The organism is Natrialba swarupiae (assembly GCF_008245225.1).
Lineage (GTDB): Archaea > Halobacteriota > Halobacteria > Halobacteriales > Natrialbaceae > Natrarchaeobius > Natrarchaeobius swarupiae.
The window spans coordinates 23,793-46,898 of record NZ_VTAW01000010.1 but is presented as its reverse complement, the minus strand read 5'-3'; the positions used below and the strand labels follow the sequence as shown (position 1 = coordinate 46,898).

Here is a 23,106-nt window from a genome sequence, read left to right as displayed (position 1 = left end):
GGCCGACGGCGTCGACTGGCAGTATCTGAGACGGATGCGTCCCGATCTCCCGGCGAACCCGCGACCCGTGGGGCGGGTGTGCCGGAAAATCGGGACAGGAATCCACCTCAGTCGTCCGCCACGAGGCAGTAGGCGTGGCCCCGCTCCTCGAGAACGGTCTCTTCGTCGTCGTCCCAGTAGTTCGAGAAGACGCCGCGTTCGCTGTAGTAGATCCGCCCGTCTCGCGGGATCGCGCCGCCGGTGACGTGACCGCGGTTCTCGACGCGCCACCGACGCTCGCCGGTCTCGCGGTCCAGTGCGTAGAGATGGGTGTCGTAAGAGCCGACGAGAATCGTCTCCGCAGTGGCTGTCAGCGAGCCGATGACGGTACCACCGACGTTCGCAGACCACAGCTGCTCTCCGGTATCGGTATCGAGCGCGTAGACGTGGTTGTCGTCGCTTCCGACGTAGACGACGCCGCCCTCCGGATCGAGCGCCGGGTTCGACATGATCACGCGGCCGGTGTCGAACGACCACTCCTCGCGTCCGTCCTCGAGGTCGAGCCGGTAGAAGCGCCCGTCCCAGGAGCCGACGAACGCCGCACCGTCGTAGACGGGGGTCGTTCCCTTGATCTCCGCACCGAGGGTGAACGCTCCGTCGGCCATCTCCTCGCCGTCGGGGCCGTCCTCGCCGCCGGCTTGAAACGTCCAGGCGCGCTCGAGTGATGGAAACTCCCAGCAGTAGACGACGCCGTCGTTCGAGCCGGTAACGAGCCGGCCGGCGTCGCAGTCGATCGCGGGCGAGGGATGGGGCATCCCCCAGATATCGTCGTCGCTCCAGGTCGGCCGCCCGGTCCGGGCGTCGATCTCCCACAGCGCTCCGCTCGCCGGATTGCTGTACTCCGCAAGGATGTAGAGTGCCCCGTCGATGTAGGCAGGACTCGAGCCGATCGCGATCGAGCCGCCGAACTCGCGGGCACCGGTTCGCCAGGTCAACTCGCCCGCCTCGACGTCGACGGCGTACAGCGCACCGTCGTACCCCCCGACGTAGGCGGTGTCGCCGACGACCGCCGGCGTTCCGTGAAATCCGAGACTCCCCGGCCCGACCCCGGCTCCCGTCTCGAGGGTCCAGCGGTTCTCGCCCTCGGGCGTGACGGCGTGGATCTCGCCGGTGTCGCTCGCGACGAGGATCGTCTCGCCGTCCGGCATCGGCCGGGGCGTCGACTTCGCCGCTGTGTGGCCGATTCCGTTGACCGGAACCGACCAGTCGACCTGCACGTCCGAGGGGACGGTCGCCTCGGGGTAGTAGCCCCACCGGCGCAGCCCACGACGAAACATCGTCACGTCGTCGGCGACGGGTCGGGGCGTCGTCGTCGGACCGGCGTCAGCCGTTGCCTGCGAACAGCTAGGGCTCATCCGCCCGTACGCGGTCGTACAGCCCGAGATCGAGGCCAGCCCGGCGGTCGCGACCGTCGCCAGGAGCTTCCGTCTGGTCGGCATTCCCGTTGCCGTCTCGGGCCCCGCCGTCTTCGGTCGATCGGACGACTGCTCGCTCACGACTCTACTCCTGTTGTGCGTCGACGACGGCGACGCCCGCCAGGTTCACGATATCTTTGACCTCGTCGCCTCGCTGGAGGACGTGGACCGGTTCGTCCATCCCGACGAGCATCGGGCCGGTGGCGTCCGCGCCGCCCAGTCGCTGGAGCAGCTTGTAGCCGATGTTGCCCGACTCGAGGTTGGGGAAGACGAGCACGTTCGCCGGCTTCTCGAGGTCGGAGAAGCCGTAGGTTCCCTCGAGGATGTCCTCGACGACGGCAGTGTCGGCTTGCATCTCGCCGTCGACGGGGAAGTCGACCGCGGGGTCGTCCTGGAGCATCTTCGCGGCGCGGCGGGGCTTTCGGGTACCCTCGTTGTCGACGCTGCCGAAGTTCGAGTACGACAACAACGCGGCGCGGGGTTCGATGTTGAACCGCCGGGCGAGTTTGCCGGTCTGTTTCGTGACCTCCGCGAGGACGTCCTCGTCGGGATCCTGGTTGACCGTGGCGTCGGCGACGAAGACCACGCGATTTTTGAACGCGAGCATGTAGACGCCGGCGGCGTAGTCGACGTCGTCGGCGGTCCCGATAACCTGCAGCGGCGGACGCAGCGCGGAGGGGTAGTGATGGGAGAGTCCGGTCAGCAAGGCGTCAGCGTCGCCCTGTTCGACCATCACACTGCCAAAGTAGTTCGAGTCGCGCTCGATGAGTTCGCCCGCCTCCGTCCGGGTGATCCCCTTGCGCTGGCGAAGTTCGTGTAGTCGATCGGCGTAGGCCTCGTAGTCGCCGACGGTCGGATCGGCGACCTGGGGCTGGAAGTCGAGACCGAGATTCGCCGCCGTTCGCCGGATCTCGCTCTCGTCGCCGATCAAGATCGGCGCCGCGATCCCCTGTTCCTGGATCTGGTAGGCCGCCCGGATCATCTTCTCGTTTTCACCCTCGGCCAGCGCGACGGTCTTCGGGTCGCTTTTCGCCTTGTTGAGCACCACCCGCATCAGCTCGCGGGACTTACCGAGTCGGGCCTCGAGTTCTTCCTCGTATTCCTCGAGGTCGATCTCGGCTCGTGCGGCGTCGGATTCCATCGCAGCCTCGGCGATCGCGGGCGCAACGCGGAACAGTACGCGTGGGTCGACCGGCTTCGGGATGATGTACTCGGGCCCGTACTGGATCGGATCGTCGCCGTAGGCTTTGACGACGGCGTCGGGAACGTCTTGGCGTGCGAGATCGGCGAGCGCCTCCGCGCAGGCGACTTTCATTGCCTCGTTGATCTCGGTCGCGCGGACGTCGAGTGCGCCGCGGAAGATGAAGGGGAAACCGAGGACGTTGTTCACCTGGTTGGGGTAATCCGACCGGCCCGTCGCCATGATAACCGTGTCGTCGCGGGCTTCCTTCGCATCCTCGTAAGAGATTTCCGGATCCGGGTTCGCCATCGCGAACACGATCGGGTTCTCGTTCATCGACTCGATCATCTCCTGGGAGACGATACCACCAATCGAGAGACCAACGAAGACGTCGGCACCCTCCATCGCGTCGGCGAGGCCACCCTCCGGCACGTCGCGGGCGAACTGTCGCTTGTACTCGTTGACACCGCCGTCTTCGGCGCGGGCCTCCGTGATGATCCCCGAGGAATCACACATCGTGATATTCTCTTTCCGACAGCCAAGCGAGACGTAGAACCGAGCCGTCGCGATCGCACTCGCGCCCGCCCCGGAGAAGACGATCTCGAGTTCCTCTAGGCTCTTGCCGGCGATATCTGCGGCGTTGAGAAGCGCGGCACCGGAGATGATCGCCGTGCCGTGTTGGTCGTCGTGGAAGACCGGGATGTCGATCTCTTCTCGCAGACGTTCCTCGATAGTGAAACAGCCGGGCGCTTTGATGTCCTCTAAGTTGATCCCGCCGAACGTCGGTTCCATCATTTTGATGGCCTCGACGACCTTGTCGGGATCGGCTTCGTCGAGTTCGATGTCGAAGACGTCGATATCAGCGAAGCGCTTGAACAACACGCCTTTCCCTTCCATGACGGGTTTTGAGGCCTGTGCGCCGATATCGCCGAGTCCCAACACGGCGGAGCCGTTCGAGACGACCCCGACGAGATTCCCCTTCGCCGTGTACGTGTATGCATCGGCCTCGCTCTCGGCGATCTCGGTACACGGCGCTGCGACACCCGGCGAGTACGCAAGCGAGAGATCGCGTTGCGTGTTCGTCGGTTTCGTGGTCGAAATTTCGATCTTGCCGGACGGTTCCATCCGGTGATACTCGAGTGCGTCCTCGTCTAGTCCCATACGGGGGACACGACGGGGGACCACTAAAACGATGCGAAGGTGGAAATCGACGATCGTCGAACCTCAGGAGGGTTGCATTCGACCGTTTTATACGGGCCGCCCTAGTGGAGTGGCGTATGGACGTCGCGCTTGGTGGGACGTTCGACCCCGTTCACGACGGTCACCGTCGGCTGTTCGAACGGGCGTTCGAACTCGGGGACGTGACGATCGGGTTGACCAGCGACGAACTCGCCCCGAAAACGCGACACGTCGAACGACACGTCAACTCCTACGACGAGCGCGCAAACGCCCTCGAGAAGGCGCTCGAACCGATCGCCGCCGAGTACGACTGCGAGTTCGAGATCAGACCGCTCGAGGAACCGACGGGGATCGCAATCGAACCCCAGTTCGACTACCTCGTCGTCTCCCCCGAAACCCGCGACGGCGGCGAGCGGATCAACGAGATCCGCCGCGAGCGGGGACACGACCCGCTCGAGGTCGTCGTCGTCCCTCATCTCCGTGCCGATGACGGTGACATCATTTCGAGTACCAGGATCGTCCGTGGCGAAATCGACGAACACGGGAGAGTTCTCGACGGCGGAACCGGCGACACCTAACCGGTATTTCGTTCCCCATACTGGACCGTTCGGTCGGGTAAGCCGGCCGCTGTATCCGCGAAACGGTGTAACGTCACCAGCGAGGCGCTTCGAGTCCCGCTTCCTCGAGGAGCGTTTTCCATCGGGATTGAATCGAGAGCCGAGAGACGTCGGCCGCCTCGGCAACCTCGCCCTGCGTTCGACCGTCGCCGGCGATCAACGATCCCGCGTAGACGCTCGCGGCGAGAACCGCCCGCTTGGACCGGTCTTCGTCCGGAACGTCGACGAGAAAGAGATCCATCGCACACGATCGCGCCTCCCCCGAGAGTTGTAGTCGGTCGGCCACACTCTCGAGTTCTTCGAGCCAGGCCGCGTACTCGACGCGGTCACGTGCGCTGTGCATGGGTCATCGTTTTCCTTCGTCGGTGATAAATCTCCCGTCGGTGTCGGTCGTCCGTCGCCCCTCCAAGATCGATTACCGTCGGAAACGGCAACAGCGTGCTACTCGAGCCAACGTCTGGCTACGAATAGCTAGGGAGAATGGCCGTTCTGTCCGGATTTCACTAGGAGATAACTACTTAAGCACGGATCCAGCCAAGATGGTGTCGACGCCCGCCACCCGCACTCGTCGGGGAGTCGTTCGTCATGAAAGAGCCAACCTGCAAGCTCGTCTGTACCGGTTGCGGTCTCGAGATGCCGTATCGAGATCGATCGCTGGCCGAACAGGCGGCAGAGCTACATCAGCTTCGGGATCCGGAGCACGTGACGTTTATCGTTCCGCCGGACTGGTCGCCCGAGGAGCCGGTCAAACACGAGTAAAACGGATCGACAGGTTCTTACTCGAATCGGCAAAACCTCGGGGTGAGCGCGGGTAGCCAAGCTAGGCCAACGGCGCAGCGCTTAGGACGCTGTCCCGTAGGGGTCCGCCGGTTCGAATCCGGTCCCGCGCACTGAACAAAACTGCGAGCGAAGCGAGCAGTTGCAGTGAAGGAGCAAGAGCGGATTCGAACGAGAGAAGTCGCGCGCAGCGCAGCGAGCACGTCTTCGCGTTGTTCGAATCCGGTCCCACACACTGGTATCGTCCGGTCTCGCAGTATCGTGTTCCGAGTAGAGTTGGTTACCAAGGTGTGACATCCAGCAGGGCCTAACGCACTCGAGACAGCGTTCGACGACCACCTCGTCAACGCCGAATTCCGTTGGCGGGCACAGAAGATGGGCGAAAACAGGAACTCCGTGTTTACGGACGCTGACGCGTCGAAAACATATCAGATTCAGAGAAACGGTCGCATTACTCCCCAAACCCAATGGCTTGGTCACCGTCCCACTCGATCGCTCCGAGCGTCCGAGGGGGTTGTTCCAGTCGTCCGTGGAACATCGCCCCAGGATGACCCTCGATCGGTTTCACAGGTTTTCGAGCAACGATAGAGTCGCTTTGATTGATTTGCACGTGGGTTGGCCCGAGTTCTGGATGGTCGTTGTCACGGTGCCACCCGAGCGCGAACGACCGTTCTGGTTCGATCCAGTTGAACCAGTACCAGTCGTCGTCGACGTTGTTTCCAGCCGTGAACCCGATTTCGACGCGTGCAATGGTTGATTCGCGGATCTCGAGCACCCGACTCGACCGCCTCGAGTCGACGAGACCGACCGACGAACTGTCCGCCGACACCTCCCCCAGATCAGAGCCGAAGCCAGTCAAGCAGGCTTGCGACTGGTCGGCCCGGAAGCGACGATGCCGTATCGACCGGGAACGGATCGCGACGGCCTACGTCGTACTGGAACCGTCTCGTCGACCGGGGGCTCGCTGTCGGTCGTCTCGAGTGCCATGTCTCGAGCGAGTAGCGTGGCGACGGTACGTGATACGGCACCGCCTGGATACCTCGAAAACCGCGGATAAATGGAGGTCGGATCCGATGGACGTCAGTCGTCCGAGACCGCGTTCGCTCGCCGCGTCAATCGCACGATCAGGTCGCCGTAGTGTGGGTACTCGTCGGCCAGCTCGGGACCGGCGAGTTCGAAGTCGGCGTAGTGAAATCCGGGCGTGACGGTACAGCCGACGAGCGCGTAGCCGTGGTCGCTGCCGTCCCGCGTGAGTTCGGCGGCGAACCAGGTGTCGTGGGGGACGACCGCCTGGAAGCGGTCGCGACCGAGTTCGATCGTCTCGAGTCCGTCGTCGAGGACGTACAGGGTAAGCGGATCGCCGCGGTAGAAGTGCCAGATTTCGTCGGACCTGAGCCGGTGGAACGCGGAGAAGTCATCGGCCTCGAGCAGGTAGTAGATCCCCGTCGCGGTCGGCCTGTCATCGTCGTATCGGGCGGGAAGGTGAGCCTCGTCGACGATCGCGTCGGCGGCGTACGTTTCGGCGTAATACCCGCCTTCGGGGTGTCTCTCGAGACCGAGCCGTTCGATCCAGTCGGTTGCGTCGAGCATCGACTGTTCTGCCCGCTATGGAAAGATAACTATTCCGAACTGTTCGGCAGATCGTCTCGTTCGCCAGCGTGGGGAACGCGAGCGCGTCGTGCCGTTCGGGTGGCGAATCCCCCAGTCCAAGGATGGCGTTGTACCGGTCGGTCTCGAGCAGAATTGGGGTGAGATACGTGCCGGCGTGATCGGGGTCGGCGACCCCGGTTGCCGGCAGATCCGGCCCCTCGACCGGACCGAAGCGATCGAGAAGACGTCGACGAACGCCTGGAGCGCCCGGTACGCACCGACGCCGCCCCCGCCGTGGTACGAGACGAACGGCTCGAGGTCGAGACGCCGGGCAGGAGGGCCGTGCCAGCGGTCGTTCCCGCGGCACCCGCGGCGAACTGTCGTCGCGAGATGCCGCCGGCTCGTTCGCTATCGTTTCCCGGCGTGAAACGGTACACTCCGCTCGCGTCTGATCTCGCGTCAACCACGTCTGATTTCGCGTCAACCGCGTTGGATCTCGCGTCAACCGGGGATGTGTTCGTCGACATCGGCACGCAAAACGGGGTGTGCCATCGACATAGAATCGACTCGAGAGTTGTTCGTCGACCAAGCGAGCGGAAAAAGTAAGTGGCGATTGCGTTGGGACGGAGACGATCGACTGTTCGGCCGGGTTGGCGTTCGCTCGGTTTTGAACAGACCGGGAGTACACGTCATTTTCCACTTTTCCTGGAGTGCCGGCCGCTTGGTACGAACGGCGTGCGAAACCGGGTGTTATGGCCAGACGCTCGCAGGTGGGTCCTGACGCAAACACTTGGATAATTGATTAGTCGCGGCGCGCGAGTAAATCGGCAGACGAACGTCTGACGGTCCAAAACGCTTATTCGCGCGGGCACGGCTTGTATGAGCAATGGCCGGGTTAGACGACGTGTTCGGGGATATCTTCTCGAATGTCGATGCCGTCATGCTCTTCGGGCCGAGTGGCTCGTACTACGAGCGGTTCGCGACGATCGACGACATCGACGTGATCGTCGTCGGGACCGAAAACGACCTCGGTGCGGACGTCTTCGTCGAGTTACCACTCGAGTTCGACGAGGTCGGTGAACGGATCAGCTTCGGGGTCGAGGGTGGCCTCGAGCAGGGCGTCATCGAGGGTGGGGACGAACTCGTCTGTGCAACGAGCGTCTTCGACGACGAGATCGATACCGTCTCCCGCGTCCGCGCGAGTGCCGACGACCGGACGGGTATCTACGACCTGTTCGCCAAATCCCGCGCGGAGCCGGAGGTGATCAAGGCGGTCGTCGAACTCGCGATCGAACTCGGCAAGAAAGGACAGAAGGGGAAACCGGTCGGCGCGCTGTTTATCGTCGGCGACGCGGGGAAGGTGATGAACAAATCACGGCCCCTGTCGTACAACCCCTTCGAGAAGTCCCACGTTCACGTCGGCGATCCGATCGTTAACGTGATGTTGAAGGAGTTCTCGCGTCTCGATGGGGCGTTCGTCATCTCCGACGCGGGCAAACTCGTCTCGGCCTACCGCTACCTCGAGCCCTCCGCGGAGGGCGTCGACATCCCGAAAGGTCTCGGCGCGCGTCACATGGCCGGCGGCGCGATCACGCGGGATACGAACGCCATCGCGGTCGTCCTCTCGGAGAGCGATGGGCTCGTCCGGGCGTTCAAAGCCGGCGAACTCATCCTCGAGGTCGATCCGGAGGCGTACTGAGATGGACTGGCAGACGCTGATCGAGGAACCGGCGGTGATCGCAGCGGCGGTACTGGCGCTTGGACTCGTCGTCGGCTACCTCGTCGGGCGGCTCAACAAGGAGCTGTTGACGGCCTCGGGGGTTCCCGAGACCGTCGAGGGAACGCCGTTCGAGCGGACTGCCCAGTCGATCGGGACGTCGACGGTCGAGATCGTCGCCCGGTTGAGTTCGTGGTTCATCTACGGGATCGCGGTGTTGACGGCGATCCACATCGCCCAGTTGCTCGATACCGACGCGTTCTGGAATCAGGTCATCGGGTTCATCCCGCAGGCGTTCATCGCGATTCTCGTGCTCATCCTCGGCTTCATCGTCGCCGACAAATCCGAGTTGATGGTCAGCGAGTACCTCCGGGGCGTGAAGATTCCGGAGGTGTCGATGATTCCGAAGCTCGTCAAGTACTCCGTCCTGTACGTGGCGTTTCTCGTCGCGCTCGGACAGATCGGCGTCTACGTCTTCCCGCTGCTGATCTTGCTCGTCGTCTACGCCGCGGGGATCGTCGTCGTCGGTGCGATCACGTTCAAGGACTTTCTCATCTCGGGGGCGGCGGGGATCTACCTCCTGCTCAACCAGCCCTACGGGATCGGCGATCGGATCGAGGTCGACGACCGATCCGGGATCGTCCAGGAGATCGACCTGTTCGTGACGAAAATCGAGGACGACTCCGAGGAGTACATCGTGCTCAATCGGCGGGTGCTCGACGACAAGATCGTTCGGGTTCGGGACTGACAAGGGTACGGAACTGTCGGATTCGAGTTACTCCTCGAGCGAGAGTCCGGCGTGCCAGCGGTCGACGCCGGCCTCGCGTTTGATCTCGTCCATTCGTGCGAGCAGGTGCGTCGCGAGCGAGGCGGTTTCGGCGGCTCTGGACTCGCCTTTCGTCGCGAACTCGCCGCCGTCGCGGTCGGCGTAGACCGTACAGACGGCGCCGGCCCGGAGGCCGTAGAGGTTCGCGAGCGTACAGATCGCGCTCGCTTCCATCTCGATGTTCTTCACGTTGGCCTCGACGAGTTGGTCGACGAGCTCTTCGGAGCCGGCGGCCCGGTAGCCGTCGTACCCCTCTCGTCCCTGGCCGGCGTAGAAGGAGTCGGCGCTCATCGTGATGCCGGTGTGGTAGTCGTAGCCAAGCCGTTCGGCGGCGGCGACCAGCGCCGAGACGACTTCGTAGTCCGCGACCGCGGGGTAGTCCTCGCGGACGTACTCGTCGCTCGTCCCCTCCTGGCGTACTGCACCGGTGGTGATCACGAGGTCGCCGATCGACATCTCGGGCTGGAGCGCCCCACAGGAGCCGACGCGGATGAACGTCTCACAGCCGACGCGTGCGAGTTCCTCCACTGCGATCGCCGCGGAGGGACTGCCGATCCCCGTCGAGGTGACCGAGATCGGCGTCTCCTCGACCGTTCCCGTCGCCGTCCGGTACTCGCGGTGGTGGGCGACGATCTCGTGGTCGTCCCAGTGGGGAACGATCTTCTCGAGTCGCTCCGGATTGCCGGGCAGGAGGACAGTCTCGGCGACGTCATCGGGGCCGACCTCGAGGTGGTACTGCACGTCTGTGTGTGGGTCTTCGCTGTCTGCTGGCATGTGATAGACGGGATTCGTAGCGACGTCGTATATAAATGCGGGGCGGTCGTGGGTTGGGTATGAACCGGGAGGATGGGGGTCCGGATTCGGACCGGACCGGCCGGGGACCGGATGCCGACCGGGGAGACCTCACCGACACGTACGTTGCCGCCCTCCAGCACGACCTGGCCGACGTTCCGCCGGACGCGACGCTCGTGGGCGTCGTCCGGAAGCCGACGTCGTGGTTTCACGCCGCGGTCGACGAGAACCGGCCCGAACTCGGCCCGCCCGCCGATCTCCTCGAGTCGGTTCGCGAGGCCGAAGACGAGTTGAAGATGCGCAGCATCTGCGAGGAGGAAGCACACAACGCCGCCTGGGACCAGGTCGGGTTCAGCGAAGCCTATCGGGTACACCTCGAGGGCTCGAGTGAGGCCGAGGCGGCACTTGCGGATATCCAGAAGCGACTCGAGGACGGCGAGTCGATCGCGCTCGTCTGCTACGAGAACACGGAGAAGAAACGCTGTCACCGGACGATTCTTCGGGAGGTGCTCGAGGGGCGTTTTCGGGACTGACGTGGATGTCGTCCGGTGTACTCACGGAGCGGCCGCCGAGCGACGGCACGCGTGTTTCTGGTTGGTCCGGAACCGATAGACAGCAGTCCGTGCGAGTTGAACTGCCGCAGCGAGAAATCCCTGCCAGTTGAACGGTTCTTCCCCTTAAAGCCGGCAACGCTGAGTAGCCACGTCCTCCCCAGCCGATTCGCTCGCGATCGACGATCGCTCGCTCATCCCTCGCGAGTTACGGCGCGGTTCGCTGTCCGCTCACCGCGCCCCAGCGCGCCATTTCGGCAGTAGCGAGGCGAAAGAGGGCGTCGTAGAACGGTTCTCACATCCACTCCGCGACTAGCCGACGAACGGTCAGTACAGGCGAAGAGAGCACCAGCTCACTGTACCGCTCCGGCTTGCGGTGGCGCGCGCTGGCGAGCGGTCGAGTAACGACGAGACCGCTCGACGATACTGCGCGAGGGATGAGCGACCGGAGGGAGCGAATCGGCTGGGGAGGACGTGGCCATTCCCCGTCGCCACAATCGCAGAACACATCTTCGTCTCGTCAACACCTGCGAGTAAACACATCTTCGTCTCGTCAACACCTGCGAGTATATCGACCACTACACAGACCTGCTCGTCGGGAGATTCACCGGAGAAGTCGGTGTGATCGATACGGGTGGAAGGCTTCTGTGACACCCGTAGGCGAGAGGGTATCCGTCTACTCGAGTGTCTCCTGGGAAATCGTATCGGGGAGCAGTTCGCCGAGCGTGTAGACGCTCGGTGCTTCGCCCTCGCCTTCGTCACAGATCACTTCGAGGTTGGGCTCGCAGAACTCGGCGAGCGTCTGGCGACACATTCCACAGGGGGTGACGCCGTCGCGTCTGCCCGAGCTGACCGCGATCCGGCCGAACGCGCGGTGGCCGTTCTTGACCGCCTCGGCGATCGCTACCTCCTCGGCGTGGAGGCTGTTGCTGAAGTTCGCGTTCTCTATGTTGCAGCCGAGGAAGACGTCGCCGCTTTCGGTCTCTATGGCGGCGCCCACGCGGTACTCGGAGTAGGGGACGTGTGCGGCCGACTGGATCTCGCGTGCGGCCTCGAGCAGATCGTCGTTCGGGTCAGTCATGATCGCTGATGAGACGGGGAAGTGCAAGAAAGCACCGCCCAGTGGGACCGGACGCCGACTCAAATTCGGCAAACGACGGCGACTCGAGTGAGGGTTACGGATCGGCGGCGTCGACGGCCGATTCCACGACCGCGCTCGCGTCGTCGATCAGCCGGTCGACACCGTCGCTCTCGGCGTAAATGCGAACGTACGGCTCCGTGCCGCTCGGTCGGACGAGGATCCACGATGCGTCCGGAAACTCGAGGCGGACGCCGTACTCCGTGTCGACGCTCGCGTCGGGGAACGCCTCCGGAAGGTCGGTCTCGAGGACGTCCATCGTTTCGGATTTGCGGTCGTCCGGGCAGTCGACGCTCACCTTCCGGTAGGGGCGCTCGGTAACCGGTTCTCTGAGCGCGTCGGTGCTGCCGGCGTCGACGACGAGCGCGGCGACGGTCGCCGCACTCGCGACGCCGTCGATCCAGCCGCCGAAGGCCGTGTGAACGTGCTTCCACGGCTCGGCGGCGAAGACGACCGCCGTCTCTTCCCCGCTGGCGGCCCGTTCGCGTGCGATTCCCTCGTGAAGTGCGCCGAGTCGGACCCGTTCGACCCGCCCGCCCTCGGCGCGGACCCGTTCGTCGATCCGTGCGGAGGCGTTCGGGGTCGTGACGACGACGGGATCCGCCGCGTCGTGTTCGCCCGTGTAGTGGGCGGCGACGACGGCGAGTACGGTGTCTTCGTGAATCACCTCGCCATCGGGGCCGAGCACGACGAGCCGGTCAGCGTCGCCGTCGTGGGCGAGGCCGAGGTCGAACGATCCGGCCTCGAGGAACGTCGAGAAATCCGCGAGCGTCTCCGGCGTGGGTTTGCTCTCTCGGGCGGGGAAGTGGCCGTCGACGGTCGCGTTCACCGCGACGACGTCGGCTCCCAGCCGCTCGAGGACCTGTGGCGTCGCGAGCGCGCCGACCCCGTTGCCGCAGTCGACGGCGACGGAGAGACCCGGGAGCAACGGCCCAGACCTCTCCGGGTCGTGGAACTGATCGCGGACGAAGGCGGCGACTGCATCCCGATACTCCCCGAGTACCGCGAGCGTCGTCGAACGACCCCACTCGTCCCACGGCGCCAGTTCGTCCGCGTCGACTGTCGTTTCGATCGCTCGTTCGGCCTCGCGGTCGTACTCGACGCCGTCGACGAACAGTTTGATCCCGTTGTCCGTCGGCGGGTTGTGACTCGCGGTGATCATCGCGCCGCGCCGGCCGCGGGAGGCAAACGCCAGCGCGGGCGTCGGAAGTTGACCGACCCGGACGACGTCCGCGCCAGCGCTCTCGAGTCCGGCCTCCATCGCGGCGGCGAGCGCGGGACCGGTTTCGCGACCGTCGCGCCCGACGACGAATGTTTCCCCGGGTTCGCCGGCGGCCCGTCCAACCGCGAGTGCGAGCGACGGGGTGATCTGCTCGACCGGCCCACGGATTCCTGCGGTCCCGAACAGCGTCATGTGGTCCCGTTTCGAGAGGAGGTGTTTAGATACTGTCGGCTCGAGTCCCGGGGATAGCTCGGTTCGGCGGTCAGACGGGTCTCCCGTTGTTTTCAGCCGATCCATTGGATCCTCTCATACGGTTTACTGTCGATCAGTTCCGGTGAGACCGCGACCCGGAGGCGGTCTCACCGGTACATCGCGACAGTAATCCGTATCATCGGACCGAAACACGCTCGACGTGACCCGGTCACTCCGGGTGGTCGTCGATCAGGACGACGGCTTCGCCGTCGATCACCTGTTCGTCGTCGTCTTCGTTTCGAACCGTGGTCTCGAGACGGTACTGTGCGTTCCCGAGGGACTCGACGATCTCGACGCGTGCGGAGACGCGGTCGTCGATACCGACGGGGGCGCTGAACTCGAGGTCCTGTGAGAGGTAGATCGTGAGGCCGGGAAGCCGGGCGAGGGCGGCGCTGATGAGCCCGGAAACGAGCGTGCCGTGAGCGATGCGCTCGCCGAACCGAGTCTGACTGGCGAACTCGTCGTCTAGATGGAGACGGTTCGTGTCGCCGCTGATCCGGGCGAACGCTCGAACGTCCTCTTCCGAGAGCGTCTTCTCGAACGTGACGGTGTCGCCGACGTCGATGTCGGCCGGGTCGTCGACGGTCTGATCAAACGACCACTCGAGCTCCGAGTGGTCGATTGACGGAATCGAGGCGGGGACTGAATCGCCGTTCGACGCGGTACGGGAGTCGACGGGAAACATCGCGGAGACCGCTGCCCGGTTGGCGGCGGTTGCACCCTGAAGAAAATTTTGGGTCATCGTCGTCCATGCGTTCGTCATGGCGGCAAAGTTGTTCCCCCCAGTGTCCTGGTGTGACATCTCCCGGTGTTTCGGGAGCGAGACATATCACTCTTTGGCCGAACTATCTCCCTGCATTCCCATCCGACGGTGGCGGAATCGTTCCGCCGTAAGCGGATTTTACCGGGTAACCCGGCGGATTCGGTTCCGTTACCTCGTCCTCCTGGGACACGAAATGGCATTAGATGGTATTAGATGGTATTTTGTGGAAAGGCTTATTACGATAGGGGGCGTGGATCTACTCGATGACGGACGATTCCGACCGATCGCTCTGGTTTCCGCCGGCGATGTTCACCGAGCAGATGCAGGAGACGGGCGAGCAGGTCGCCGAATCCCAGACGGAGATGATGAAACAGTTGATGCAGGCCGGATCGTCGAACCCGTTCGACGACGTCTCCGCGTTCGGCCCGATGAACATGGGAACGGCGACGTTCAAAGCTCGCGTCCAGAGCGGCGGTCGGATCAGCATTCCCGGTCCCGAACGGGAGGCCCTCGACATCGAAGAGGGCGATATCGTTCAGACGATCGTCGTTCCCGTCAAACGCAACCGAGAGGAGTAATCATGACTCAGAACCCACTCACCACAGTCTTCAACGCACAGCGCAGCGCCGTCGAACAGTCCCAGACGCTCACCCACGACGCCCTCGAGGCACAGCGGACGTCGTTCGACGCGTTCGCCGACGCCCTCGAGACGTCGGGATCGCTCGTCGAGTCCAACGCCGAACTCGCCAAAGGGGCCGCCCACGCCTACTTCGACGCCCTCGAGTCGACGTTCCCCGAGGAGGCCGCCGACTTCGACGAACTCCGCGAGTTCGTCGACGAAAGCGTCGATTCCACGACCGAAGCCCAGACCCAGTCGATCGAAGCTGCCATCGACACGCTCGAGGAGTCCGAAGTCGCCTACGACGAGTTCGCGGCCACCTACGCCGACGTCGTCGACACCTCCTTCGACACCTTTCTCGAGGCCCACGAGCAGGCCGAAGCGAACGTGACGGCCGTCGCCGAGAACGTCGAGGACGCCGCCGACGAGTTCGACGTCTCCGCGTAGACCGTCGAGACAGCCCAGCTTTTTCACACCCACACCCCTACAGGTATTCAATGTCAGACTCAGAGCAGCCCCAGGCCCAGAACTGGAACGCGTTCGTCGAACAGTGGAACGAACAGTTCCTCGATGCACTCGAGGACAACATGGAAGCACAGGCGCAGTTCGTCGAGAGCTGGTCGGAGACCGTCGGCGAGATGTCCGACGAGGAGGAAATCTCCGACGGCGTCGAGGGCTACGCGAAAGCCTACGAGACGTGGATGGGCGCCTCGAAACAGATGGTCGACCGGATGAACGACCAACTCGAAGGCGAGGACGTCGAACTCGAGGAGTTTCGCGACGTCTGGCTCAACACGGCCAACGAGGCGTTCAAGGACGTCATGTCGACGACGGCGTTCGCCCGAATGACTGGCGAGACGGTCGGTGACGTCCTCGAACTGCAACAACAGGCCGACGAAGCCTCCGAAGAGACGCTCCGAACGCTCGGCTTCGCGACCGAATCCGGCGTTCTCGAAGTCGGCGACCGACTCGTCGAACTCGAGCGACGCCAACACGCCGTCGAGCGAAAACTCGACCGCGTCCTCGAGCACCTAGAAGAATGAAAAACCCCTACGCAACCGTTTTGGACATCCAACGGCAGGCCTGGGAGGAGACGGCCGACCTGGCCGAGAAGACCCGAATCGCCCCCGACCGAACCGAGACGATCGAGAACGTCGAGGTCGGTGCGACCCCGAGCGAGGTCGTCTACGAGGAGAACAAACTTCGATTGCTCCACTACGAGCCGAAGACCGAACAGCAACACGACGTGCCGATCCTCGTCGTCTACGCGCTGATCAACAAGCCGTACATCCTCGATCTCCAGCCCGATCGGTCGGTCGTCCAGACCTTACTCGAGGCGGGGTTCGACGTCTACCTGATCGACTGGGGCGAGCCCTCGAAGCTCGATCGCACCCTCGGACTCGAAGACTACGTCACCCGCTACATCGACAACTGCGCCGACGTCGTCCGCGAACGGTCCGGCCAGGACTCGATCAACGTCCTCGGCTACTGCATGGGTGGAACGATGTCGGCGATGTACGCCGCGATGTTCCCCGAAAAGGTCGAGAACCTCGCGCTGATGGCCGCGGGCCTCTGCTTTGCCGGTGATGGCGGCGTCCTCGAGTTGTGGGGTGCCGAGGAGTACTACGATCCCGAGACGGTCAGCGAGACGTTCGACAACGTGCCGGCCGAGTTTCTGGACGTCGGCTTCGCGCTGATGGACCCCGTCGCGAACAACGTGACGAAGTACGTCCGCTTCTACGACAACGTCGAGGACGAGGAGTTCGTCGAGAACTTCGCGCGCATGGAGCGGTGGCTCGACGAGGGTATCGACGTCGCAGGACGGGCATACGAGCAGTTTATCGCGGACATCTACCAGGAGAACAAGCTCTACGAGAACGAACTCCACCTGAACGGCGAGCACGTCGACATCTCGAACATCGAGATGCCCGTTCTCCAGATCGTCGCCGAGTACGACCACCTCATTCCGCCGGGGGCTTCGAAGCCGTTCAACGACAGCATTCCGTCGACGGACACCGAGATCATGGAGTTCGCGACGGGCCACATCGGAATGTCGGTCTCCTCGCGGAGCCACGCGGAACTGTGGCCCGACGTCTGTGAGTGGTTCGAGGAGCGTTCGAACGGAGAAATCGAGAACGACGCTTCGACCCTCGAGTCGAGTGGCGATCTCGACGCGAAGACGAGCGACCTCCACGGCGAGGATCGATCGGACGAGGAGATCGCCGCCCGCGGCGAAGGAGAGGTTCAGAAAGAACCCGCCCAGCCCGGAGAGATGGCCGTCGACGAGGACGTCGTCGAGGAACTGGCCGACGACGACGCCGAATCCGATTCGGCGATCGAGGCCGAAACCGACGACATGACCGAACTAACCGGCGTCGGACAGGCGTACGCGGAGGATCTCCACAGTGCCGGCATCGAGACGTTCGACCAGCTCGCCGACGCCGATCCCGCAGAACTCGCAACCGAGACGGGAATCTCGCCGAGCCGTATCGAAGACTGGATCGATCAGGCCGGTGAGCGGTAACTACCCCGGCAGACTCGAGCGGTTTTTGCTCGCCGCGAACGCACGAATCTCGTCGCCGTCGACGAGATCGGCTGAATGGTAATTCGTTCCACAGGTCGTTATTTACGATCGGAGAGTGAACGTTCATCCAGCCATGTCTATGGAGGGACGAACGTGCGTCATCACCGGGTCGGCACGCGGTATCGGACGAGGTATCGCCGAGCATCTCGGTGCGAAGGGAGCGAACGTCGTCGTCAACTACCGATCATCGGAGGAGGCCGCACTCGAGGCCGCCGACGCGATCGAGACGGCAGGTGGGAACGCGGTCACCGCACAGGCTGACGTGGCGGTCCGCGAGGAGGTCGAGCACATGCGGGAGATCTGCCACGAGGCGTTCGGTTCCGCTGACGTTCTGGTGAACAACGCTGGGATCACGGCCGACGACCAGTTTACCGAGATGACTCGCGAGGAGTGGGATCGGGTGATGGACGTCAACCTGGGCGGGATGTTCAACTGCACGCAGGAGTTCTACGACGACATCTGGAACGCAGACGAAGGTCGACTGATCAACATCTCGAGCGTCGTCGGCAAACAAGGTAACTTCGGGCAGGCAAACTACGCCGCCGCGAAAAGCGGGATGTTCGGCTTCACGCGAACGATCGCCCTCGAGTTCGCTCAGGGCGGTTCGACCGCGAACTGCGTCGCGCCAGGGTTCACCCGCACCGACATGGTCGAGAACGTCCCGGAGAAAGTCCTCGATCGGATCGTCGCCGGCATCCCGCTCGAGCGACTCGCCGAAGTCGAAGATATCGCCGCAGTCGTCCGCTTTCTCGCCAGCGAGGAGTCGTCGTACGTGACGGGCGAAGTGATCGACGTCAACGGCGGCATGGACCTGTAACCCGACGACCGTCGACGACTCCGCTGTCCCCGCTGATTACGCACCCGGGTCCGAAGCCCCCTGGCTTTCGAGACCCGAAATAGCTTCACGGAGTTCCGTGACGAGCGCCTCGAGTACCTCCTCGGCTGGTCGACTTTCTTCCACTAACCCACCGCTTTGGCCAGCGTACAGTGCCATCTCTTCGATGGATCCATCGACGTTTGGCGTGGCCAGCGCCTCGTCGTAGCGTTCGATCGGTTTCCCCGATTCGGTCGTCGCGACGACGTCGTCCTCGCCCGGGCGCTCGCCGGATTCCGGCTGCCCGGCCGCGTCCCACCGCTCGAGCGTTCCGTTCTCGAGCACCCGGTGGGCCATACCGGGCCAGCCCTTGTCGTACAGCGTCGTGTACCGTGTGTCCGTTTCGTCGCTCTCGAGAACTCGTTCCCGATACGTCTCGTGGACGGTCGCCTCCTCGGTCGCGACGAACCGGGTTCCGAGCCATGCGCCGTCCGCGCCGAGTGCGAGTGTGGCCGCGATCCCCCGGCCATCGGCGATCCCGCCCGCGGCGACGATCGGTAGTTCGTCGCCGACAGCGTCCGCGACGCGAGGGACGAGCGCGGTCGTCGCCACCTCGCTCTGGACGTGTCCACCCGCCTCGAGGCCCTGCGTGACGACGACGTCGACGCCGGCGTCGACCGCATCGCGGGCGGCTGCGGCACTGGCGACCGTCTGGAACGCGAGCGCGCCCGCCTCGTGGACCCGGTCCACGTAGGGCGTGGCGTCGCCGAAGGAGAAGGTGACGACGTCCGGACCGGCATCGAGGATCGCCTCGAGGTGATCGTCGGTGTCCACGATCGTGGTCCGGTCGTCGAGTGCGAGGTTGACCGCGAACGGTTCGTCGGTTCGCTCGCAGGTCTCTCGGATCACTCGACTCGTCTCCGCTATGTCGCGCCACGTGACGGCCAGATGACCGAGACCGCCGGCGTTCGAGACGGCCGCGGCGAGTTCGGGATTCGTCGCGCTCCCGATCGGCGCCTGGACGATCGGGTACTCGATACCGACGGTTTCACAGAGTGCCGTGTGAATCGTCATTTCACGGCACGTCGGTTCGAATCACCGGTATATCACTTCCGGTGATTCCATCCCGTCCTGTCAGTCCGAACTCCGGTGTTTTTCCTTCCTGCGTACCCGAACGTTTTCGATCCCGGTGTCGGGATACTGGCCGTCGTCGTCTTTCTCGACCGCTTTGACCATGTCCCAGACGACGTTCAGACCGGTGGTAACGCCCTCGAGCGCCTCCATCTCACAGCCCGTCTTCCCGGTGGTCTCGACGGCGACTGTGAGTTCGATCCGATCCTCGCCGAGGTCGAAGTCGGTGTCGACGTTGGTGATCGGGATCTGGTGACACATCGGGATCGTCTCCCAGGTGTGTTTGACAGCCTGAATCGCGCCGATCCGGGCGGTCGCGAGCACGTCTCCCTTGCCGACTTCGTCCGCTCGGATCGCCTCGATCGTCGACGGCCGAAGGCGGATCTCGCCGACTGCGACCGCTCGACGCTCGCTGTCCGGCTTGTCGCCGACGTCGACCATCTGGACGTCACCCTCGTCGGTCGTATGCGTGAGCCCCTCGGCGGCGTCGGTTCTCGGGTCCGGGTTCGACCCCTCGGCGGAGGACGGCTCCTCAGACATCGGTCTCACCCCACAACACGGCGGGAATCTCCTCGAGCAGGTCGGTGGCGAGATAGCCGTACCCTCCGTCTTCTGCGAGCCGTTCGCCGGCGAGTCCGTTGACGTGTGCGCCCACCGCAGCGGCGTCAAGCGGTTCCGCGTGCTCCATTAGCGCGGCGACGATCCCCGCCAACGTATCGCCGGTTCCACCGACTTTCATCCCCGGCGTTCCGGAGCGACTGATCCGCGTTCGGCTGCCGTCCGTGATTACGTCGTCGGCCCCCTTGGCGAGGACGACGTGGCCCAGATCGGCCGCGAAGGCTTCGATCTCGTCGGCGACGTCTGCCAACGAATCCGCGTCTGGACCGCCCATCCGCTCGAGTTCACCCCGGTTCGGCGTACAGACGAGCGTCGCGTCCGTCTCGACCTCGGGGACGACCGAAAGCGCGTCCGCGTCGACGACTGCGCGGCCGGTGTAGGACTCGAGGAACTGGCGAACGGCCTCGAGGGTCTCGTCGGCGGTGCCGAGGCCGGGGCCGACCACGACGACGTTCTCGTAGCGCTCTGCGGTCTCGACCAGCTCGTCGACCTGATCGGGCGTTAGCACGTCGCCCTCGTACGGCTGGACGATGAGGTCCTCGCTGTAGCCCTGGATCTCGCCCGTGACAGTGTCGGGGGCGGCGACGAACGACAGCTCTGCACCCGCGCGTAACGCTGACTGGGCGGCGAGTGCGGGTGCACCGGTGTAGGGGCCGCCGCCGATGACGTACGGTCGTCCCTCGCGGTCGGTCGAGCGGGCGAGGCCGACGTCGCCGGGGCCGACGAACCGTTCGGCGGCGGCCGGGATACCGATGTCCGCGACGGTGATCTCGGCACCGAGGTCCTCGAGTCCGGGTTTCACGTCGTGAAAAGTGACGACGTGGTCGGCTTCGACCCCGTTGTCGGCGTGGTCCCCACCGTCGGCGTCGAACCCAGACGGGACGTCGACCGCGACGACGGTCGCGTCTGCGTCGTTGATCGCCCGCGCCGCCGTCGCCGCCGGCTCCCGGAGGTCGCCGCTGATCCCCGTCCCGAGCATCGCGTCGACGATCACGTCGGCCTCGGGGAGGTCGAACGACCGGGAGTCGGTCACCTCCCGAACGTCGTAGTCGGCGCGCTCGAGGGCGTCCCAGTTCTCGCGGGCAATCTCGGTGCCGATCGTCTCGGCCCGTCCCAGCAAGAGCGTCGTCGTCTCGTACTCACGCCCGAGACGCGATGCGTCTCGGTCTGACGCCGAACGTAGTTCGGCACCGTCCAGAAATCGGGCGGCGACGAACGCGTCCCCGCCGTTGTTCCCGCGGCCAGCGACGATCGCCACGCTCGAGCCCGTGTCCGCGACGTCCCGGACTGCCCGGGCGACCGCGTGTCCGCTCGACTCCATCAGCTGCTTTCTCGGCACGCCGAGGGCCGCGGCGTTCTCGTCGACGGCGGCCATCCGCTCGCCTGTTATCATAGTCGGCCGTTCGCTTGCCGTCGCGTTAAGCGTGTGGGAGTCCGTTTCCGTGCGCCGAGGACCGATTCGAGTTCGGGAACCCGTCCCGACTGCGTACGGGTTCGCAGACGTAACAATTACCTAACACGGGATCCTACTCCCGATCGTTCATGGTTTCCCGCGAAAACCGCGTCCTCCTCGGATCGCTCTTTCTGGTCTGGCTCGTCGTGACGATCGTCGGCCTGACGGGGATCGGCGCAGAGAGTTCGGTGCTGGCGTTCGTCGTCCTGGCCGGAGTCGGGATCGTCCTCCCGCAACTGTACCTGGCCGCTACGGACGACGACGTTCCCGGACGTCAACGCGTTCGGATCGCCGCCGTCCTCGCACTCGTCATCGCGATGCTCGGATTCTCCGGCGCGGACGCGACCGAGCGGCTGATCATCGCGGGCCTCGTCGCCGCGTTGCTGGTCGCGGTCGTCGCGTACGAGTTCACTGCCGGCTACCGGGGCACCGCCGCCGAGCGATAACCCTCCGAACCGCCCGAAACGGAACGACTCCCGGCTCGAGCGATAACCCTTCGAACTTCCCGAAGCCGAACGACTCCCGGCTCGAGCGATAGACTCTCGGTTCGTCGGCCCTTCCTTTCGCCGTGAACGTCTTCTGGCTCGACGAAGACCCCAGACTCGCCGCCCATTATCACTGCGATCAACACGTGAACAAACTGTTGCTCGAGGCCGCGCAAGTCCTCTGTACTGCCGCCCGCGAGAACGGCTCCGAGGCCGACTATCTCTACCAGTCGACCCACGTCGACCATCCAGTTACGCGGTGGGCGACCGAGTCACGCGCGAACTGGCTCCGACTGCGCGACCACGCCGAGGCGCTCAACGCGGAGTTCGTCGAACGCTACGAGAAGACCGAGGACCACGCCAGTTGGACCGTGATCGACCGGATCGATCCCGACGAGATCGCGTTTCCGAGCGAGGAGCCGACGCCCCGACCGCAGGCGATGCCCGAAGAGTACCGGAACCCCGACGACACCGTAGCGGCCTACCGCGCCTACTACGCCGGCGAGAAGGCGGAGTGGGCCGAGTGGCGTTACACCGACGAACCATCGTGGCTCGAGGAGTATCTGGAACTCGAGTGAGACCGCTCTGAGGGAGAACCGTCAGAATGCAACCGATACGGACGTTACTCCAGTCCCCAAGGTCCAGACGACTGTGCGTGCTCGCCCCGATCGAAACACTGTGGTGGGTCTGCAGCCCAGTCCTAGTATCCACCTGAATCTTCGAAACACCGGCCACAACGGTCGAACTCCCGTTCAGGCTCGAGTTCCGCTTCGGTGGATGTTCGAATTTGGTCATCGGATACGTGTTTCAGTGCACCACAGTGTGACGGCTGCAGGGCGGTCTTATGCGACGGTTTATGAATTGTTTTCGTAACTACATTAACTACGATCCGCATGTTCGACCGACCAGCATACACCGCATAAACTTATTCCGTGAACCTGCTCCGGTATTCTACCGATAGTCCGCTAACAATCTGCGTGACACGTCCGCTCGTCGCAGTTGGTCGCAGGAAAACGGTGGGGATGGGATTTGAACCACGCCCAGACGTGCTCGCTCCGCTGCGCGCGACTGGTCTGATTCAAATCCCATCATCCACGCTTCGCTCCTCACGTCCGTTCGTCGCAGAAGCGGTGGGGATGGGATTTGAACCGCTCCTGAGAACCTGCTCACTTCGCTCGCAGAACCTCAGTATGCTTTAAATCCCATCAGCCTCGCTGTCGCTCACGTGATTGTTCGCGACAGCAACGGTGGGGATGGGATTTGAACCCATGAGGCTTGACAGCCACCTGCTCTCAAGGCAGGCGCGTTGGGCCGCTCTGCCACCCCACCTCACCCACATCTTCC

At 64.1% G+C, this 23,106-nt stretch carries 23 protein-coding genes and 2 tRNA genes; 13 read left to right on the top strand and 12 right to left on the bottom strand.

Translation table 11 applies throughout. From position 1 onward, the window contains the following. Window positions 1-107: 107 nt before the first annotated feature. Together FYC77_RS09470 and FYC77_RS09465 are read right to left on the bottom strand one after the other, a co-directional pair. Window positions 108-1,478 (bottom strand): outer membrane protein assembly factor BamB family protein, encoded by a 1,371-nt coding sequence (locus FYC77_RS09470; RefSeq protein WP_149081349.1) that lies wholly within the window; start codon window positions 1,476-1,478, stop codon window positions 108-110. Window positions 1,479-1,539: 61 nt separating this feature from the next. Further along, the gene (locus tag FYC77_RS09465; protein ID WP_149081262.1) at window positions 1,540-3,795 is read right to left on the bottom strand and encodes an NADP-dependent malic enzyme; all 2,256 of its coding nucleotides are present in this window, start codon (window positions 3,793-3,795) and stop codon (window positions 1,540-1,542) included. Between the two features lie 116 nt (window positions 3,796-3,911). Here FYC77_RS09465 and FYC77_RS09460 point away from each other — a divergent pair, with 116 nt between their 5' ends. Next, window positions 3,912-4,391: a phosphopantetheine adenylyltransferase gene (locus FYC77_RS09460; protein WP_149081261.1), complete on the top strand. Its 480-nt coding sequence runs from the start codon at window positions 3,912-3,914 to the stop codon at window positions 4,389-4,391. 73 nt (window positions 4,392-4,464) lie between these two features. Here FYC77_RS09460 and FYC77_RS09455 read toward each other — a convergent pair whose 3' ends face one another. Beyond that, window positions 4,465-4,773 carry a transcription initiation factor IIB family protein gene (locus FYC77_RS09455; protein WP_149081260.1) on the bottom strand — a complete coding sequence of 103 codons (309 nt, stop codon included), beginning with the start codon at window positions 4,771-4,773 and terminating at the stop codon, window positions 4,465-4,467. Between the two features lie 242 nt (window positions 4,774-5,015). Between FYC77_RS09455 and FYC77_RS20405 the strand changes: the two genes are divergently transcribed. Together FYC77_RS20405 and FYC77_RS09450 are read left to right on the top strand one after the other, a co-directional pair. Next, window positions 5,016-5,189: a hypothetical protein gene (locus FYC77_RS20405; RefSeq protein WP_165874869.1), complete on the top strand. Its 174-nt coding sequence runs from the start codon at window positions 5,016-5,018 to the stop codon at window positions 5,187-5,189. Window positions 5,190-5,235: 46 nt separating this feature from the next. Then, window positions 5,236-5,320, top strand: a tRNA-Leu gene (locus tag FYC77_RS09450). A 967-nt stretch (window positions 5,321-6,287) separates the two neighbouring features. Here FYC77_RS09450 and FYC77_RS09445 read toward each other — a convergent pair. Beyond that, window positions 6,288-6,797, bottom strand: coding sequence for a cupin domain-containing protein (locus FYC77_RS09445; protein WP_149081259.1), 510 nt, complete (start codon window positions 6,795-6,797; stop codon window positions 6,288-6,290). Window positions 6,798-7,683: 886 nt separating this feature from the next. Between FYC77_RS09445 and dacZ the strand changes: the two genes are divergently transcribed. Then, the gene (gene dacZ, locus FYC77_RS09440; protein WP_149081258.1) at window positions 7,684-8,496 is read left to right on the top strand and encodes a diadenylate cyclase DacZ; all 813 of its coding nucleotides are present in this window, start codon (window positions 7,684-7,686) and stop codon (window positions 8,494-8,496) included. Between the two features lies 1 nt (window position 8,497). Then, window positions 8,498-9,262, top strand: coding sequence for a mechanosensitive ion channel family protein (locus tag FYC77_RS09435; RefSeq protein WP_149081257.1), 765 nt, complete (start codon window positions 8,498-8,500; stop codon window positions 9,260-9,262). Window positions 9,263-9,289: 27 nt separating this feature from the next. Here FYC77_RS09435 and FYC77_RS09430 read toward each other — a convergent pair whose 3' ends face one another. After that, window positions 9,290-10,114: a nucleoside phosphorylase gene (locus tag FYC77_RS09430; RefSeq protein WP_149081256.1), complete on the bottom strand. Its 825-nt coding sequence runs from the start codon at window positions 10,112-10,114 to the stop codon at window positions 9,290-9,292. A gap of 59 nt (window positions 10,115-10,173) precedes the next feature. Between FYC77_RS09430 and FYC77_RS09425 the strand changes: the two genes are divergently transcribed. Continuing rightward, window positions 10,174-10,665, top strand: a complete 492-nt coding sequence (locus FYC77_RS09425; RefSeq protein ID WP_238386873.1) for a DUF488 family protein, N3 subclade — start codon at window positions 10,174-10,176, stop codon at window positions 10,663-10,665. A gap of 694 nt (window positions 10,666-11,359) precedes the next feature. Here the strand turns inward: FYC77_RS09425 and cdd are convergent. The 3 genes from cdd to FYC77_RS09410 all read right to left on the bottom strand — a co-directional run bounded on the left by cdd (window position 11,360) and on the right by FYC77_RS09410 (window position 14,097). After that, complete coding sequence (gene cdd, locus FYC77_RS09420; protein WP_149081254.1) at window positions 11,360-11,764, bottom strand: cytidine deaminase; 405 nt, start codon at window positions 11,762-11,764, stop codon at window positions 11,360-11,362. Window positions 11,765-11,858: 94 nt separating this feature from the next. After that, entirely contained in the window at window positions 11,859-13,235 is a 1,377-nt protein-coding gene (locus FYC77_RS09415; protein WP_149081253.1) for a phosphohexomutase domain-containing protein, read from the bottom strand. A 229-nt stretch (window positions 13,236-13,464) separates the two neighbouring features. Next, a complete protein-coding gene (locus FYC77_RS09410; protein ID WP_149081252.1) occupies window positions 13,465-14,097 on the bottom strand; it encodes a MaoC family dehydratase in 633 nt (210 codons plus the stop codon). A gap of 224 nt (window positions 14,098-14,321) precedes the next feature. Here FYC77_RS09410 and FYC77_RS09405 point away from each other — a divergent pair, with 224 nt between their 5' ends. The 5 genes from FYC77_RS09405 to fabG all read left to right on the top strand — a co-directional run bounded on the left by FYC77_RS09405 (window position 14,322) and on the right by fabG (window position 18,078). After that, entirely contained in the window at window positions 14,322-14,636 is a 315-nt protein-coding gene (locus tag FYC77_RS09405) for an AbrB/MazE/SpoVT family DNA-binding domain-containing protein (RefSeq protein ID WP_149081251.1), read from the top strand. A gap of 2 nt (window positions 14,637-14,638) precedes the next feature. Further along, window positions 14,639-15,124: a hypothetical protein gene (locus tag FYC77_RS09400; RefSeq protein ID WP_149081250.1), complete on the top strand. Its 486-nt coding sequence runs from the start codon at window positions 14,639-14,641 to the stop codon at window positions 15,122-15,124. A gap of 50 nt (window positions 15,125-15,174) precedes the next feature. Then, window positions 15,175-15,720, top strand: coding sequence for a poly(R)-hydroxyalkanoic acid synthase subunit PhaE (locus tag FYC77_RS09395; protein WP_149081249.1), 546 nt, complete (start codon window positions 15,175-15,177; stop codon window positions 15,718-15,720). Next, the gene (gene phaC, locus FYC77_RS09390) at window positions 15,717-17,201 is read left to right on the top strand and encodes a class III poly(R)-hydroxyalkanoic acid synthase subunit PhaC (protein WP_149081248.1); all 1,485 of its coding nucleotides are present in this window, start codon (window positions 15,717-15,719) and stop codon (window positions 17,199-17,201) included. Before FYC77_RS09395 ends, phaC begins: the two co-directional genes overlap by 4 nt. A 133-nt stretch (window positions 17,202-17,334) precedes the next feature. Continuing rightward, complete coding sequence (gene fabG / locus FYC77_RS09385) at window positions 17,335-18,078, top strand: 3-oxoacyl-ACP reductase FabG (protein WP_149081247.1); 744 nt, start codon at window positions 17,335-17,337, stop codon at window positions 18,076-18,078. A gap of 36 nt (window positions 18,079-18,114) precedes the next feature. On the opposite strand, the gene FYC77_RS09380 is transcribed toward fabG, so the two are convergent. The 3 genes from FYC77_RS09380 to FYC77_RS09370 are packed head-to-tail and all read right to left on the bottom strand — an operon-like array spanning window position 18,115 to window position 21,217. Further along, a complete protein-coding gene (locus FYC77_RS09380; protein ID WP_149081246.1) occupies window positions 18,115-19,149 on the bottom strand; it encodes an NAD(P)H-dependent flavin oxidoreductase in 1,035 nt (344 codons plus the stop codon). A gap of 60 nt (window positions 19,150-19,209) precedes the next feature. Further along, window positions 19,210-19,746 (bottom strand): cyclic pyranopterin monophosphate synthase MoaC, encoded by a 537-nt coding sequence (gene moaC, locus FYC77_RS09375; RefSeq protein WP_149081245.1) that lies wholly within the window; start codon window positions 19,744-19,746, stop codon window positions 19,210-19,212. Continuing rightward, window positions 19,739-21,217 carry an NAD(P)H-hydrate dehydratase gene (locus FYC77_RS09370; protein WP_149081244.1) on the bottom strand — a complete coding sequence of 493 codons (1,479 nt, stop codon included), beginning with the start codon at window positions 21,215-21,217 and terminating at the stop codon, window positions 19,739-19,741. Before FYC77_RS09370 ends, moaC begins: the two co-directional genes overlap by 8 nt. 149 nt (window positions 21,218-21,366) lie before the next feature. On the opposite strand from FYC77_RS09370, the gene FYC77_RS09365 reads away from it, so the two are divergent. Next, a complete protein-coding gene (locus FYC77_RS09365) occupies window positions 21,367-21,723 on the top strand; it encodes a hypothetical protein (RefSeq protein WP_149081243.1) in 357 nt (118 codons plus the stop codon). Window positions 21,724-21,845: 122 nt separating this feature from the next. After that, window positions 21,846-22,340, top strand: a complete 495-nt coding sequence (locus FYC77_RS09360) for a hypothetical protein (protein ID WP_149081242.1) — start codon at window positions 21,846-21,848, stop codon at window positions 22,338-22,340. Between the two features lie 667 nt (window positions 22,341-23,007). On the opposite strand, the gene FYC77_RS09355 is transcribed toward FYC77_RS09360, so the two are convergent. Beyond that, window positions 23,008-23,091, bottom strand: a tRNA-Ser gene (locus tag FYC77_RS09355). Between the last annotated feature and the right edge of the window lie 15 nt (window positions 23,092-23,106).

What these genes read in the sequence shown, in the direction of transcription:
- FYC77_RS09370 (WP_149081244.1), bottom strand. Translation starts at nt 21,217, where the DNA reads ATGATAACAGGCGAGCGGATGGCCGCCGTCGACGAGAACGCCGCGGCC.
- FYC77_RS09465 (WP_149081262.1), bottom strand. Translation starts at nt 3,795, where the DNA reads ATGGGACTAGACGAGGACGCACTCGAGTATCACCGGATGGAACCGTCC.
- moaC (WP_149081245.1), bottom strand. Translation starts at nt 19,746, where the DNA reads ATGTCTGAGGAGCCGTCCTCCGCCGAGGGGTCGAACCCGGACCCGAGA.
- FYC77_RS09365 (WP_149081243.1), top strand. Translation starts at nt 21,367, where the DNA reads ATGGTTTCCCGCGAAAACCGCGTCCTCCTCGGATCGCTCTTTCTGGTC.
- FYC77_RS09460 (WP_149081261.1), top strand. Translation starts at nt 3,912, where the DNA reads ATGGACGTCGCGCTTGGTGGGACGTTCGACCCCGTTCACGACGGTCAC.
- FYC77_RS20405 (WP_165874869.1), top strand. Translation starts at nt 5,016, where the DNA reads ATGAAAGAGCCAACCTGCAAGCTCGTCTGTACCGGTTGCGGTCTCGAG.
- FYC77_RS09435 (WP_149081257.1), top strand. Translation starts at nt 8,498, where the DNA reads ATGGACTGGCAGACGCTGATCGAGGAACCGGCGGTGATCGCAGCGGCG.
- FYC77_RS09445 (WP_149081259.1), bottom strand. Translation starts at nt 6,797, where the DNA reads ATGCTCGACGCAACCGACTGGATCGAACGGCTCGGTCTCGAGAGACAC.
- FYC77_RS09455 (WP_149081260.1), bottom strand. Translation starts at nt 4,773, where the DNA reads ATGCACAGCGCACGTGACCGCGTCGAGTACGCGGCCTGGCTCGAAGAA.
- FYC77_RS09410 (WP_149081252.1), bottom strand. Translation starts at nt 14,097, where the DNA reads ATGTCACACCAGGACACTGGGGGGAACAACTTTGCCGCCATGACGAAC.
- FYC77_RS09400 (WP_149081250.1), top strand. Translation starts at nt 14,639, where the DNA reads ATGACTCAGAACCCACTCACCACAGTCTTCAACGCACAGCGCAGCGCC.
- phaC (WP_149081248.1), top strand. Translation starts at nt 15,717, where the DNA reads ATGAAAAACCCCTACGCAACCGTTTTGGACATCCAACGGCAGGCCTGG.
- FYC77_RS09405 (WP_149081251.1), top strand. Translation starts at nt 14,322, where the DNA reads ATGACGGACGATTCCGACCGATCGCTCTGGTTTCCGCCGGCGATGTTC.
- dacZ (WP_149081258.1), top strand. Translation starts at nt 7,684, where the DNA reads ATGGCCGGGTTAGACGACGTGTTCGGGGATATCTTCTCGAATGTCGAT.
- FYC77_RS09430 (WP_149081256.1), bottom strand. Translation starts at nt 10,114, where the DNA reads ATGCCAGCAGACAGCGAAGACCCACACACAGACGTGCAGTACCACCTC.
- FYC77_RS09425 (WP_238386873.1), top strand. Translation starts at nt 10,174, where the DNA reads ATGAACCGGGAGGATGGGGGTCCGGATTCGGACCGGACCGGCCGGGGA.
- FYC77_RS09380 (WP_149081246.1), bottom strand. Translation starts at nt 19,149, where the DNA reads ATGACGATTCACACGGCACTCTGTGAAACCGTCGGTATCGAGTACCCG.
- FYC77_RS09470 (WP_149081349.1), bottom strand. Translation starts at nt 1,478, where the DNA reads ATGCCGACCAGACGGAAGCTCCTGGCGACGGTCGCGACCGCCGGGCTG.
- fabG (WP_149081247.1), top strand. Translation starts at nt 17,335, where the DNA reads ATGTCTATGGAGGGACGAACGTGCGTCATCACCGGGTCGGCACGCGGT.
- cdd (WP_149081254.1), bottom strand. Translation starts at nt 11,764, where the DNA reads ATGACTGACCCGAACGACGATCTGCTCGAGGCCGCACGCGAGATCCAG.
- FYC77_RS09395 (WP_149081249.1), top strand. Translation starts at nt 15,175, where the DNA reads ATGTCAGACTCAGAGCAGCCCCAGGCCCAGAACTGGAACGCGTTCGTC.
- FYC77_RS09415 (WP_149081253.1), bottom strand. Translation starts at nt 13,235, where the DNA reads ATGACGCTGTTCGGGACCGCAGGAATCCGTGGGCCGGTCGAGCAGATC.